Here is a 13,647-nt window from a genome sequence, read left to right as displayed (position 1 = left end):
GGGTAATGAAAGCAGGTGATCGCGCGAGGGTTAATCCCGACGATTCGCCCCTGCCCCGACCATACGCCGGTGCATTCGGGCTGACCGTACCAATATGTCGGACTTTGGTCACGACCGGGCACGAACGCACACAGCGGCAATCGCGAACAGCACCACATCCTCCCGCGTCGCGATCGCCAGTGCCGGGTCATTGCCGAGTTCGGCACCGAAAGTATCGACGTCGACACCGAACGTCATTCCCTTGGCACCGTTGGACGAGCCGTCGAAGACGTTACCCGAGTCGCGATCGCCCCCCACCGGAGTGAGCGCCCCCGACCCCAGCGAGAGCCGATCCCCGTCGAGGTCGGCATCGCCTCCCCAGGTCACCATCTCGATCCGCGCGGCCGAACTCCTGCGGTCCGCCCGCCCCAACGCGATCCGCCCGGCCGACCCCGTGGAAACCGACCCACCCCGACGGCTCCGGGCCGCCGACCCCGTGGAGACCGGGCCGGCGGTGGGCGATCCCGTGGGAACCAGGCCGCCCTGCGGCATCCGGGCGGCCGAGCCTGCCGAGACGAGGCCGCCCAATGGGATTCGCACCTGATCGGCCTCGCCGCCGACGACCGTTGCCGTGTCGAGCACGACGGCGTGGCTGTACGGTCCTGCGGGATCGGTCACGATCATCACCAGGCTCCATCCGGCGTGGCGCGCGGCCCCCTCCCGCATCGGGAGGTCGGCCGCCCACCACATGCCGTCCCGCCGGGCGCTCCCGACCAGCCCGGTCACGTCGGCGAACGCCTGGTAAGCGGACCCCGAGGGCAGCTCGCTGACCGTCACCTGCTCGGGCCTGATGGACAGGTAACGCCGACGACCCGGCGGTCGCAGACTGATCGGCCCCGCGCTCTCCCCACCGGCCGACCAGTAGAGACCCGCCCACACGACCCGCCCACCCGGGGGCCGCCGCAGAGTGGCGCCGCTGGAGACGTACGTTCCCGCCACCCGGTCCTCGTCGACGGCTTCCATGGGCCACACCTCGCCGTCGCGCCCATCGCCCCGCCGCTGCCCGGCCTCCGCACAACCGTCACGCTCCGCCGGGCAGCTCAGCAGCGAGTTGCCGATCGCCCTGACCGTCACCTTTCCGTCGGCGGCGAACCTGGCGGACGCGCCCACCTGCCGTACCCCGGCCGCGGAGTGCGCCGCGGCCCGCAGGGAGCCGGACGTGATCCGGACAGCGGGACCGCCCCCCTGTGGCGCTTGAGCGGCCACCTGGACGCGCAGGAAGACCGCGCTGCGGCGAGCCGCCTTGAGCGGCCCCCTGACGCACGTCGCACCCCGCCTGGCCGGACGACAACTCCAGCCACCCCCGGCCCGAACGGGCGTGACCACGGCGACACCGCGACCCTTGCCACCTGGCGGCACGGCTCCCACAGCCACGTCCCGGCCGTAGCCGCCCGACCGCTCCAGCGCGACACTCGCAGCCACACCCCCGCCATGAGCGGCCGACGGCCTGAGGCCCGCAGCCACACCCCCACCGTGACCACGCGACCGCTCCAGCGCGACGCCCCCGGTGTGGCGGCCTGGGGGGATCAGCGTGACGCCTGTGGGCAGGTCTACGGCGGCCTCTATTTCGCTGCTCGGGGCGTTGCCCGAGTTGCGGAGGCGTATCGCGATGATGCCGGGCCGGGCGCGGACCAGTGCGCCGAGGGCGCCGATCGTGGCGTGCAGGCGGGGTCCGTGCGGCCTCCGTTCCGGGGGTGCCGCCAGACGTTCGGGGGCCGGCCGCGTGGGTTCTTCGAGCGGCCGTACAGGTGGCGGTCCGGCTGACGCGACGGGCTTGGCGACCGGCCTTCTTACCGGATCCTCGGCCGTGACCAGCGCGAACATAGCAGCGGCCGCCACGGCGGCGGCGGTACCGCCGGCGACCGCCGCCCGCGCGTACGTGGGCACCCGCCGGACCCAGCCGAGGACGCGCCTGGACACCCGCCCGCCCCCACCGCGCACGCACGTGGATACCTGCCGGACCCACCCGAGCACGCACGTGGACACCTGCCGGACCCGCCCGAGCACATGCCTCGACGCCCGCTCGACCCAACCGACCAGGCGCCCGAAAACCCGCCCGGCCCAAGCAACCACGCCGCTGGACGCCCACCCGACCCGACCGATCACGTACGTGGGCCCGCGCCCGATCCCACCGAGCGCATGCCAGAACCAACCGAGTGGCGACCGCCAGATCCAACCCAGCCCGCCCGAACCGCAGCTCGCGGTTCTCGTCTTGGCCAGTGCCGCCGCGTACCCGGCGAAGACCGGTCCGGCGATCATCGGGCCGATGATGACGCGCAGGCCCCGTTTGACGTCGGTCAGTTCCAGCAGGACGGCGCGGCATTCGGGGCAGTCGCTCACATGCTCGTCCACCGCCTTGGAAACGCGCCTGGCCAGCCCGCCCTTGATGTAGCGGCTCATCGTGCCGAGCACCGGCTGGCACGCATCGCGGGTCGGTGCGGTCAGGCGGATCCGCAGGTACGCCTGGCGCAGGCCCGCGAGGGCGCGGCGGGTGAGTTCGGTCACACCGTTGGCCGGCAGGCCGAGCAGGAAGGCCACGTCGGCGGGTGGGGAGTGCTCGACCTCGGTGTGCCAGAGCACCGCCCGCCACCGCTCGGGCAGCGACAGGAACGCCCTGGCGATCAGCGACTGCTCCAGGCCGATGAGGGCCGGGTCGACGAAGGGCACATCGGGATCGAAGCTCTCGTCCGCGGGCACCGGGCAGCTCGCCACCCGCGTCCGGTCATGGACGGTGCGCCGAACCACGGTCAGCAGGTAGGGACGGAACCCGGCCTGGGGGCCACCGCCGCGGCCGACGAGGTCGAGGATCTTGGTGAACGACTCGGCGACCACGTCCTCGATCTCGGCCTCGCCCCTGACGAGCTGGCGGGCCAGCGAGCGCGCGGCGGCTACGTGGCGCTCGTGGAGTTCGTGATAGGCGGTGGCGTCGCCGGCTCTGACCGCGTGAAGAAGATCCGCATCGCTCTGCGGAGATGGCGATACACCACTCATAGTTACCTCGCGATTACCTTAAGTTGCCTCCCCGAGCATTCCGCAGCCGCCGCCATGGTTAAACCGAAGGGCCGTCTTTACCTTCCGACCGGACCGGCTCTCATCCTGGCCAGGACCCTAAGCTTGGTGCCATGACAGATCGCGACAACCTGCTGGCCGAGATCAAGAAGAAGGCCGTGGTGCACGGCAAGGTCGTGCTCTCCTCGGGTCAGGAAGCCGACTTCTACCTCGACCTGCGCCGGATCACGCTCGACGGCGTGGCCGCGCCCCTGGTCGGCAGGGTGATGCTCGACCTGACCAAGGATCTGGAGTTCGACGCCGTGGGCGGGCTGACGCTGGGTGCCGACCCCGTGGCGAGCGCGATGATGCACGCGGCCGCGGCGCAGGGGCGGCTGCTCGACGCGTTCGTGGTGCGCAAGGCGCAGAAGGCGCACGGCATGCAGCGCAGGATCGAGGGCCCGGAGGTCAAGGGCCGCCGGGTGCTCGCCGTCGAGGACACCTCCACGACCGGCGCCTCCCCGCTGACGGCCGTCGAGGCGCTGCGCGAGGCGGGCGCCGAGGTGGTCGCGGTGGCCACGATCGTCGAGCGGGGCGCCGCGCCCCGGATGGCCGAGGAGGGGCTCGACTACCGCTCCGCGTTCACGCTCCAGGACCTCGGACTGTGAACGCCTCCCGCGCACCGGCCTTGCCCGGCGCGCGGGCCTTGCCGTTCTCGGTCACCAGGACCGTGGCCGCGTCGGTGAGCACCACGTCGAGCTCCGGCTCGAAGTAGCTGACCTCCTCGCCCCTGCTCATGTCGCGATATTGCAGCACATCGCCGCCCGGTACGCGCACCGTGACAAGGGGGCAGGTGTCGGCCACGCACTCGATGCGGACAGTCGGCACCTGGGCACTGGCCTGCGGCTGGGCGGCGACGTTCGCGCGCTCGGGCTGCTGCTGTCGCGTGTCGAGCGAGGTGAGCAGCGCGCGACCGCCGACGACCAAGAGCGTCACCACGGCCACCGCCGCCAGGACGGCGAGCGCGAGGCGGGCGAGGCCCATCGGATCTGACCTGTGGCGTCCCACAAGGGGGAGCGTACTCGTAGGCGGAAGCGATCTCGATCATTGCCGCCCACCGGCAGGAATCAACCCACGCGGTGGTGCTTACCGTTGGGCTCCGGCACCTGCTTGGCGGCCCTGCGGGTCTTGATCACCTCGACGATGATCGGGATCACCGAGATGAACACGATGAGGAAGACACCGGGCAGGATGTACTTGTCGATCTTGGTGGGGTCGACCTGGCCGCCGAGGAAGTGGCCGATCAGCAGCATGCTCTCGACCCACAACACGCCGCCGACGGCGTTCCACAGGAAGAACGTACGGGCCGGCATCTCCAGGACACCGGCGACCGGGTTCATGAAGGTGCGGACGATCGGCACGAAGCGGGCGATGATCACCGCTCTGGCCGGGCCGAACTTCACGAAGAAGTGCTCGGCCTTCTCCACATATTCTCTCTTGAACAGCCGCGAGTCGGGCTTGTCGAACAACCTCCCGCCGACCTTGGCCCCTATGAGATGCCCGAGCTGGGCGCCGGCCACCGCGCACAGTGGTGTGGCGATCAGCAGCACGGGGAAGGACAGCGGCTCGATGCCGATCCCCTTCGCCGCGGCGGCGGAGCTGAAGATGCCCGCGGCGACGAGCAGCGAGTCACCGGGCAGGAAGAACCCGACGAGCAGGCCCGTCTCGGCGAAGATGATCGCCAGGACGCCGACGGTCGCGAAGGCGCCGAGTATCGTCAGCCACCACGTCGGGTCCAGGAGGTTGGAAAGCCAGTCCACGAGGCGAGCCTACCCGGCATGAACGCTCTTGGCCGCCGCGCGTTGTCTCTACCACGCGGGGTAGCGGACCGGGATACTGGGCTGCGCGAAGCCGTACTTCTCAGGGAGATGAAGCATGCCTATAGCAACCCCAGAGGTCTATGCCGAGATGCTCGACCGCGCGAAGGCGGGCGGATTCGCCTACCCGGCGATCAACGTGACCTCTTCCCAGACGCTCAACGCCGCGCTGCGCGGGTTCGCCGAAGCCGGGAGCGATGGCATCGTCCAGGTGTCGACCGGCGGCGCGGAGTTCCTGTCCGGCGCCACGGTCAAGGACATGGTGACGGGCGCGACGGCGCTGGCCGAGTACGCCAGGGTGGTCGCCGCCAAATACCCGGTGACGGTCGCGCTGCACACCGACCACTGCCCCAAGGACAAGCTCGACGGCTTCATGCGGCCGTTGATCGACATCTCGCTGGAGCGCGTGGCCAAGGGCCTCGACCCGCTCTTCCAGTCGCACATGTGGGACGGCTCGGCCGTACCCCTGGAGGAGAACCTGGAGATCGCCAAGGAGCTCCTCGACAAGTGCCACCGCGCCAACATCATCATGGAGATGGAGATCGGCGTCGTCGGCGGCGAGGAGGACGGCGTCGTCGGCGAGATGAACGAGAAGCTCTACACCACGCCCGAGGACGCGCTGGCCACGGCCGAGGCCGTGGGGCTCGGCGAGAAGGGCCGCTTCCTGCTGGCCGCCACGTTCGGCAACGTGCACGGCGTCTACAAGCCGGGCCACGTCAAGCTGCGGCCCAGCGTGCTGAAGGACATCCAGGAGGCCGTCGGCGGGAAGTACGGGAAGGACAAACCGTTCGACCTGGTCTTCCACGGCGGTTCCGGATCGGCGATGGAGGAAATCCACGAGGCGATCTCCTACGGCGTGGTCAAGATGAACGTCGACACCGACACCCAATACGCCTTCACCAGGCCGATCGCCGACCACATGTTCCGCAACTACGACGGCGTGCTCAAGGTCGACGGTGACGTCGGCAGCAAGAAGGCGTACGACCCGCGCGCCTACGGCAAGTCGGCCGAGGCCGGGATGGCGGCCCGCGTCGTCGAGGCGTGTGAGCACCTCAAATCAGCTGGGACCAAGATCTCCTAGCCACGTCGGCGGCTCGGCGGGTATGACTTGTCCTATGGATAACCTTCTCGCCGGGCCGCCCCCGACTCAACTGCCGGACCTGCCCGAGGCCAGGGAGGCGCTGGAAGCCGGCGCCAAGGCCGCCGACGTGGCAGCCCGTTTCCCCGCCTATCCGGGGGCCTGGGCCACGCTCGCGGAGGAGTACTTCGCGCAGGGCCACGCCGTCACCTCCTACGCTTTCGCGCGCACCGGCTACCACCGCGGGCTCGACCAGCTCCGCCGGAGCGGCTGGAAGGGGCACGGTCCCATCCCTTGGGAGCACGAGCCGAACCGCGGCTTCCTGCGCTGCCTCTACTCGCTCGCCAGAGCCGCTCAGGCGATCGGCGAGAAGGACGAGGCCGAGCGGTGCATGCAGTTCCTCAAGGACAGCAGTGAGGCGGCCTACGACGCACTTACCAAGAACTAACACTTGGGACGAATAGGCAGACTCGGGTAGTCTCTCTACGCAAGAGCCCCTGTCGCACTTGCGCCAGGGGTTTCGTTTTGTGCTCAGGAGACTGAACCATGCCGGCTGTCGTTCTCGTTGGTGCCCAGTGGGGCGATGAGGGCAAGGGCAAGGCCACCGACCTGCTCGGTGGCGACGTCGATTACGTCGTCCGCTATCAGGGTGGCAACAACGCGGGTCACACCGTGGTCATCGGCGACCAGAAATACGCCCTGCACCTCCTGCCCACCGGAATCCTGTCGCCGCACGTGGTGCCGGTGATCGGCAACGGCGTCGTCATCGACCCCGGAGTGCTGCTCAGCGAGATCGACGGGCTGGCCGCGCGCGGCATCTCCGCCGAGCGCCTGCTGATCTCGGCCGACGCGCACCTGATCATGCCCCACCACAAAGCACTCGACAAGGTCACCGAGCGCTACCTGGGCAAGGCCAAGATCGGCACGACGGGCCGGGGCATCGGACCCGCCTACGGCGACAAGATCTACCGGATGGGCGTACGGGTCCAGGACCTGCTCGATCCCGGCATTCTGGCCAAGAAGATCGAGGTCGCGCTGACCGAGAAGAACCAGGTGCTCACCAAGGTCTACAACCGGCGCGGCATCGAGGCCCAGGCCGTCGTGGAGGAGTACCTGGGCTACGCCGAACGCCTCAAGCCGCACATCGCCGACACCTCGCTGGTGCTGAGCCGGGCGCTGGACGAGGGCAAGTTCGTGCTGCTGGAGGGTGGTCAGGGCACGCTGCTCGACATCGACCACGGCACCTACCCGTTCGTCACCTCCTCCTCGCCGACCGCCGGAGGCGCCTGCGCCGGGTCCGGCATCCCGCCGATGCGGCTCACGAAGGTGATCGGCATCCTCAAGGCGTACACCACCCGCGTCGGCTCGGGCCCGTTCCCCACGGAGCTCGAGGACGAGATGGGCGAGTGGCTGCGCCAGACCGGCGGCGAGTACGGCGTGACAACCGGCCGCAACCGGCGCTGTGGCTGGTTCGACGCGGTCATCGCCCGCTACGCGACCCGGATCAACGGGGTCACCGACTTCTTCCTCACCAAGCTGGACGTACTGTCCGGGCTGGAGCGGATCCCGGTGTGCGTGGCCTACGAGGTCGACGGCACGCGGCACGACGAGATCCCGATGACGCAGACGGACTTCCACCACGCCAAGCCGATCTACGAGGAGCTGCCCGGCTGGCAGGAGGACATCACCGGCGCCAAGACCTTCGACGACCTGCCGCCCAACGCGCAGTCGTACGTGCGGGCGCTGGAGGAGATGAGCGGCGCGCCGATCTCCGCGATCGGCGTCGGCCCCGGCCGCGACCAGACGCTGGTGCTGCGCTCTCTCGTCTGATCTTCCCGGTTTCACGGGTACGGCCGGCACCGCGTCGCCGGCCGTACCCCGGTGCCAGAAAGCCCCCAGAGCGTTAGAAAGCCCCCAGAGGCGTCAGGAAGCCGCCAGGACGGCGGCGGTCATCGGCGTGCGGGTCGTCCAGCCGATGGTCCTGTAGAGGGCCTGACCGGCGGGCGTGGCCACCAGGATGCCCGTCCTGGCGCCGCGGGAGGCGGCGAGGTCGGCCAGGGCCGTCATGACCACTCTGCCCAGGCCGCGACGGCGGTGCTCCGGCGCGGTCTCGACCTGGTCCACGACCGCGGTACGGCCCGTGACGGCGATCTGCCCCCGGGCCGCGATCTCGCCCGCCGCCGTGAGCAGGCGGGCCACGGTCACGTCCGACCGGGTGGTGACGGCCAGCGTGTAGCCGTCGGGAGCCGTGGCCCGGCCCCGCGACAGCGGCCCCGTCATCATGAACTCCGGCTCGTCGATCGACCACGCCGGCGTGAGCCAGGGGACGACCGCCTCGGCGGGGGCGCAGAGCTTGAGCCAGGTGCCGGGGGTGCTGATCGTCTCGGCCAGCAGGCGCAGGTCGCCGGGGTTGGGCGCGGGCAGGATGTGGCGGCTGACGTGGCCGGGCCGGCCGACGTCCACTCGCAGGCCCCACGGCTCCCGTACGGGCAGCGGGGCGCTGCGCGAGACCACCCAGCCGTCGACCCAGGCCCGGACGATTTCCGGCCGGACCGTTTCGAGTGCCTCCATCATGAGCGCCAGCTTATTGCCACAGAGTCGCATTTATCGACCTAATAAATGGCGCGCGTGGCGCGCCGACCTGCGCTTACGCTCCGGACATGGACATCCGTCGTGCCACCCGGCCCGAGGCCGTCGAGGCGGCCGGTCACCTCTTCGACGCCGCTCCCCTGCCGGCGGCCACCGCGAGGTTCCTCGCGGATGAGGGGCACCACCTGCTCATCGCCTATGTGGACGAGACTCCGGCCGGGATGATCACCGGTGTCGAGACCACCCACCCCGACAAGGGGACCGAGATGTTCCTCTACGAGCTCGGCGTGGACGAGCGTTTCCGCGGCCAGGGCATCGCCGGGGCGCTGGTCGCGGCCCTGGAACGGCTCGCCCGCGAACGCGGCTGCTACGGCATGTGGGTGGCCACCGGTGAGGACAACAAGGCGGCCCAGGCCACGTACGGCGGAGCGGGCGGAATACCCGAGTGGGACCAGATGGTCTACGTATGGACGTTCAACCAGGAATAGTAATACTCACCACAAAAAGGGCGCGGCGTGGCACGTCGTGATCGCGGCACGGGGCACGGTAGTGTCCCCGGTGTGCGCGTTGAGATTCACGGTCATCGGGGAGCGAGGGGCCTCTGGCCCGAGAACACGCTTCCCGGGCTGAGCCGCACGATGGAGCTCGGGGTGCACGCGCTCGAGTTCGACGTCGCGCTCACCGCCGATCGGCGCCTCGTGTTGACCCACGACCTCACGGTCTCGGCCGTGACCAGTGCCGACACGCGGCCGATCGCGAAGGACGACCCCCACTTCCCCTATGTCGGCAAGCCGATCAACTCGCTCGGGCTGGCCCAGTTGCGCACGCTCGACGTGGGCGTGCGGCTGCCCCGGCATGCCGACGATCCGTTCGCGCTGACGCAGCGGGCGATGCCCGAGACCCGGATGCCCACGCTGGGCGCGGTGCTCGGCCTGGTCAACGCCTACGAGGCCGAGGACGTACGGCTGCACGTCGAGCTCAAGTCCGACCCGACCAGGCCGGAGCTGACGGCCGACCCCGAGATGTTCACCGAGCTCGTGCTGGAGGAGTTCGACCGGCACCGCAGGCTGGACAACGCGGCGATTCTCAGCTTCGACTGGCGGATCATCGGCCACGCCGCCAGGCTGGCGCCGGGCACGCGGCGCTTCGCGCTGATCGAGCTCGACACCCTGCACTGGAACGGCCCGCTGGGCGACGACATCCCGGCCGCCGCCCGCGAGGCGGGGGCCACGACGCTGTCGCCCGAGCACGTGATGGTCGACGAGGACCTGATGGCCCAGGTGGCCGCGGCCGAGCTGGACGTCGCGGTCTGGACCGTCAACGACAAGGCGCTGGCGGCCCGGATGCTGGACCTGGGGGTGTCGGGGATCGTCACCGACTACCCCGATCGGATGCGCGAGCTGTGGCGGGAGCGCGGGCTGCGACTGCCCGACCCCGTCGGACCGCTCAGGCGGCCCGTGGGAGTCTGAGCACCGTCTAGAGCCAGCCGTTGCGGCGGAAGCCGCGGTGCAGCAGAACGCAGGCCGTGATCATCACGGCGAGCACGGCCGGATAGCCCCATACCTGGTTGGTCTCCGGCATGAAGTCGAAGTTCATGCCGTAGATCCCGGCGATCATCGTGGGCACCGCCATGATGGCCACCCAGGACGAGATCTTGCGCATGTCCTCGTTGGCCAGCGCGTTCGAGCGGGCCAGCGCCGCCTGCAGGATCGAGCTGCACAGCTCGTTCGACGACTCGACCTGCTCGCACACGCGGGAGAGGTGGTCGCCGACGTCGCGGAAGTACTCCCGCATCTCCGACGGGATCACCCGGCGCTGCGGCAGCGCGGCCAGCGGCGCCTGGAGCGGTGTGACCGCCCGCTTCAGCTCCAGCATCTCCCGCTTGAGCTGGTAGATGCGGTTGATGTCGCGGGAGCTGACGTCGGCGAAGACGGTCGCCTCGACCTCTTCGAGTTCGAGCTGCATGAGGTCGGCGACCTGCAGGTAGCGGTCGACGACGTGGTCGGCGATGGCGTGCAGCACGCCCGCCGGGCCGCGGTCCATCAGCTTGGGCTTGTCTTCGAGCCGCTCGCGCACCTCGGTGAGGGGGCAGTGCCGGCCATGCCGTACGGTCACCACGAAGTCGACGCCGAGGAACACCATGATCTCGCCCGTGGCGATGATCTCGCTGGTGGCCGTCAGCTCGTCGTGGTCCAGGTAGGCGATGGACTTGAGCACCATGAACAGGGAGTCGCCGTAGCGCTCGACCTTGGGGCGCTGGTGGGCCTTGACCGCGTCCTCGACGGACAGCGGGTGCAGGCCGAACACGCCGGCCAGCCACTCGACCTCGGGGGCGGCGGGCTCGTGCAGGCCGACCCAGACGAACGCCTTGGCGCCGTCGAACTGGCTGTTGTGCTCGCGGACCAGCTCGAGCGACTCCTCGATGCCCGCGGCGTCGACCTTCTTGCCCTTGATGTAGGCGCCGAACTCGACGATGGAGTCAATGGGAGGCACGCAGCTCTCACGTACCGGCTTGGTGAGCTGGCGCGAGACATGCGGCTGTACGGGGTGACGGGTGGTGCGACGGAAAATCGTGGACGAGCGCATGGCAGTCCCTTTCCGCCCGACCTGGCACGCTCCACGCGCGACGAAAAGTCACCTCAATCAAGGAAAAAGCGTGGAGGCACGATCAGGCTGCCGGATTGGAGTGGTCGGGGGCATACAGGGTGTACGTGGGTGAGCACGTACTGCTGGGATCACCAGGTTTCATCCCGGACCACCTCCAATCACAAGAGATGCCACAAAGCCGCCCTAAGTTACCACAGGCGGGATGGACCAGACCGACGATACTCCCTGACCCGTCGTCAGATCAGGTAGAACTCCACAAAGATTCCCGGCTATTCCCACATTTCGAGTGCCCGGGCCGGTCTGTCGCGGGTGCGACGGGAAGCCGTCCGGCCGTCCCTGCCACAATGGGGCGGTGCGCGTTCTAGTCATCGGATCCGGCGGGCGTGAACACGCCCTGTGCCGCTCACTCATGCTCGATCCCCAGGTCACCGAGCTCCACAGCGCCCCCGGCAACGCGGGCATGGCGGAGATCTCGACCACGCATCCGGTCACGGCCACCGACCCCGGCCAGGTGACCGAGCTGGCCGTGCGGCTCGCCGCCGACCTGGTCGTGGTGGGCCCCGAGGCGCCCTTGGTGGCGGGCGTGGCCGACGCGGTGCGCGCCGCGGGCATCGCCTGCTTCGGGCCCTCGGGCGAGGCCGCGATGATCGAGGGCTCCAAGGCGTTCGCCAAGGAGGTCATGACGGCGGCCGACGTCCCCACGGCCAAGGCGCGGGCCTGCGTCACGCCCGAGGAGGCGGCCCAGGCCCTCGACGAGTTCGGCGCTCCATACGTGGTCAAGGACGACGGGCTGGCCGCAGGCAAGGGCGTGGTCGTCACCGGCGACCGGGAGCAGGCGCTCGCGCACGCGGCGGCGTGCGAGCGGGTGGTGATCGAGGAGTTCCTCGACGGACCCGAGGTCTCGCTGTTCGCGCTCTGCGACGGCACGACGGCCGTTCCGCTGCAGCCCGCCCAGGACTTCAAGCGGGCCTACGACGGCGACGAAGGGCCCAACACCGGCGGCATGGGCGCCTACACGCCGCTCACCTGGGCGCCGGACGGGCTCACCGAGCAGGTGATGCGCGAGGTCGTCCAGCCCACGATCGCCGAGCTGGCCCGGCGCGGCTGCCCGTTCCAGGGCGTGCTGTACGTGGGCCTGGCCCTGACCGCGAAGGGGCCGAAGGTGATCGAGTTCAACGCGCGCTTCGGCGATCCGGAGACCCAGGTGGTGCTCGACCGCCTGGAGACGCCGCTGGCCGGGCTGCTGGCGGCGTGCGCCACCGGGCGGCTGAGCGAGCATCCGGTGCCGGTGTTCCGCGGGGGGTCGGCGGTCGCCGTGGTCGTCGCGGCCGAGAACTACCCGGACACCCCGGTGAAGGGCGACGTCATCGAGGGGCTCGAACCCACCGCCGACGCCTACGTCCTGCACGCCGGCACGAGACTGGCCGACGGCAAGGTGCTCTCCGACGGCGGACGGGTGCTCAACGTGGTCGGCACCGGCCCCGACCAGGAGACGGCCCGCCGCAACGCCTACGAGCTGGTCTCCCGGGTACGCCTGCGCGGCTCGCACCACAGGACGGACATCGCCCGATGAAGCATCTGCACTCCGGTAAGATCCGCGACCTCTACCAGACCGACGACGGGCTCCTGCTGATGGTCGCCTCCGACCGGATATCGGCCTTCGACCACGTGCTGGAGCCCGCGATCCCGGACAAGGGGGCCATCCTCACGCAGATGTCGCTGTGGTGGTTCGACCGGCTCGCCGACGTGGTGCCCAATCACATCGCGGGGCCGGGGCCCGACTCCCGCAGCATGCTGTGCAAGCCGCTGTCGATGGTGAGCGTCGAGTGCGTGGCGCGCGGCTACCTGACCGGCTCGGGCCTGATCGACTACCGGCGCGACGGGGCGGTCTCGGGGGTACGGCTGCCGCCGGGCCTCGAAGACGGGTCCCGGCTGCCCGAGCCGATCTTCACCCCCTCGACGAAGGCCCCGGTCGGGCAGCACGACGAGCCGATCTCCTTCGAGCGGGTGGTCGGCGACGTGGGCGCGGAGACGGCCGAGGCACTCCGCCAGATCACGCTCGCCGTCTACACGCGCGGCGCCGAGATCGCCCGCGAGCGGGGCATCATCCTGGCCGACACCAAGATCGAGCTGGGTCGCGACGCCGATGGTGTGCTCACCCTGGGGGACGAGGTACTCACGCCTGACTCGTCACGATTCTGGCCCGCTGACGGGTGGCAACCCGGACGCTCACAACCGTCCTTTGATAAGCAATATGTAAGAGATTGGTTGCTATCGCCCGAATCGGGATGGGACAAAGACTCCGGAACTCCCCCACCTCGCCTTCCGGATAAGGTAGTGGAGCAGACCAGACAGCGTTATCTGGAAGCTTACGAGCGCATCACCGGAGCCCCCTTTAGCGGATGATTCGGCTGGGGCAGGTGTGGTTAGCGGCTACTCTTGGCCGGTCTAGCCAGACCGAGACCTCCG

General features: G+C 69.7%; 13 protein-coding genes. 8 read left to right on the top strand and 5 right to left on the bottom strand.

The annotated features are described in order from the left end of the window. Window positions 1–108: 108 nt before the first annotated feature. Window positions 109–3,030, bottom strand: coding sequence for a sigma factor (locus ACGFNP_RS11980; RefSeq protein WP_393317565.1), 2,922 nt, complete (start codon window positions 3,028–3,030; stop codon window positions 109–111). A gap of 131 nt (window positions 3,031–3,161) precedes the next feature. Between ACGFNP_RS11980 and pyrE the strand changes: the two genes are divergently transcribed. Further along, complete coding sequence (pyrE, locus tag ACGFNP_RS11975) at window positions 3,162–3,695, top strand: orotate phosphoribosyltransferase (RefSeq protein WP_214634845.1); 534 nt, start codon at window positions 3,162–3,164, stop codon at window positions 3,693–3,695. Here the strand turns inward: pyrE and ACGFNP_RS11970 are convergent. Together ACGFNP_RS11970 and ACGFNP_RS11965 are read right to left on the bottom strand one after the other, a co-directional pair. Further along, window positions 3,670–4,071, bottom strand: coding sequence for a hypothetical protein (locus ACGFNP_RS11970; protein ID WP_358339177.1), 402 nt, complete (start codon window positions 4,069–4,071; stop codon window positions 3,670–3,672). The two genes, pyrE and ACGFNP_RS11970, sit on opposite strands and share 26 nt — an antisense overlap. Window positions 4,072–4,154: 83 nt before the next feature. Next, entirely contained in the window at window positions 4,155–4,847 is a 693-nt protein-coding gene (locus ACGFNP_RS11965; RefSeq protein WP_358339174.1) for a VTT domain-containing protein, read from the bottom strand. Between the two features lie 115 nt (window positions 4,848–4,962). Here ACGFNP_RS11965 and fbaA point away from each other — a divergent pair, with 115 nt between their 5' ends. The 3 genes from fbaA to ACGFNP_RS11950 all read left to right on the top strand — a co-directional run bounded on the left by fbaA (window position 4,963) and on the right by ACGFNP_RS11950 (window position 7,812). Beyond that, complete coding sequence (fbaA, locus tag ACGFNP_RS11960) at window positions 4,963–5,985, top strand: class II fructose-bisphosphate aldolase (protein WP_358339171.1); 1,023 nt, start codon at window positions 4,963–4,965, stop codon at window positions 5,983–5,985. A gap of 34 nt (window positions 5,986–6,019) precedes the next feature. Further along, window positions 6,020–6,430, top strand: a complete 411-nt coding sequence (locus ACGFNP_RS11955; protein WP_214634848.1) for a DUF3151 domain-containing protein — start codon at window positions 6,020–6,022, stop codon at window positions 6,428–6,430. Window positions 6,431–6,528: 98 nt separating this feature from the next. Continuing rightward, window positions 6,529–7,812, top strand: a complete 1,284-nt coding sequence (locus tag ACGFNP_RS11950) for an adenylosuccinate synthase (RefSeq protein ID WP_358339167.1) — start codon at window positions 6,529–6,531, stop codon at window positions 7,810–7,812. Between the two features lie 93 nt (window positions 7,813–7,905). Here the strand turns inward: ACGFNP_RS11950 and ACGFNP_RS11945 are convergent, their stop codons facing one another. Continuing rightward, window positions 7,906–8,556, bottom strand: coding sequence for a GNAT family N-acetyltransferase (locus tag ACGFNP_RS11945; protein ID WP_393317559.1), 651 nt, complete (start codon window positions 8,554–8,556; stop codon window positions 7,906–7,908). An 86-nt stretch (window positions 8,557–8,642) separates the two neighbouring features. Between ACGFNP_RS11945 and ACGFNP_RS11940 the strand changes: the two genes are divergently transcribed. Together ACGFNP_RS11940 and ACGFNP_RS11935 are read left to right on the top strand one after the other, a co-directional pair. Then, window positions 8,643–9,059, top strand: coding sequence for a GNAT family N-acetyltransferase (locus ACGFNP_RS11940; protein ID WP_393317556.1), 417 nt, complete (start codon window positions 8,643–8,645; stop codon window positions 9,057–9,059). Window positions 9,060–9,131: 72 nt separating this feature from the next. Further along, window positions 9,132–10,040 carry a glycerophosphodiester phosphodiesterase family protein gene (locus ACGFNP_RS11935; protein ID WP_393317553.1) on the top strand — a complete coding sequence of 303 codons (909 nt, stop codon included), beginning with the start codon at window positions 9,132–9,134 and terminating at the stop codon, window positions 10,038–10,040. 7 nt (window positions 10,041–10,047) lie between these two features. Here the strand turns inward: ACGFNP_RS11935 and corA are convergent, their stop codons facing one another. After that, the gene (corA, locus tag ACGFNP_RS11930; RefSeq protein WP_358339155.1) at window positions 10,048–11,064 is read right to left on the bottom strand and encodes a magnesium/cobalt transporter CorA; all 1,017 of its coding nucleotides are present in this window, start codon (window positions 11,062–11,064) and stop codon (window positions 10,048–10,050) included. A gap of 466 nt (window positions 11,065–11,530) precedes the next feature. On the opposite strand from corA, the gene purD reads away from it, so the two are divergent. After that, window positions 11,531–12,751: a phosphoribosylamine--glycine ligase gene (purD, locus tag ACGFNP_RS11925; protein WP_358339152.1), complete on the top strand. Its 1,221-nt coding sequence runs from the start codon at window positions 11,531–11,533 to the stop codon at window positions 12,749–12,751. Beyond that, window positions 12,748–13,584 (top strand): phosphoribosylaminoimidazolesuccinocarboxamide synthase, encoded by an 837-nt coding sequence (locus tag ACGFNP_RS11920; RefSeq protein WP_358339149.1) that lies wholly within the window; start codon window positions 12,748–12,750, stop codon window positions 13,582–13,584. Before purD ends, ACGFNP_RS11920 begins: the two co-directional genes overlap by 4 nt. Window positions 13,585–13,647 lie beyond the last annotated feature (63 nt).

The sequence above is a fragment of the Nonomuraea sp. NPDC049269 genome, assembly GCF_043197155.1.
Lineage (GTDB): Bacteria > Actinomycetota > Actinomycetes > Streptosporangiales > Streptosporangiaceae > Nonomuraea.
This window is presented reverse-complemented; position numbering and strand designations above follow the sequence as displayed.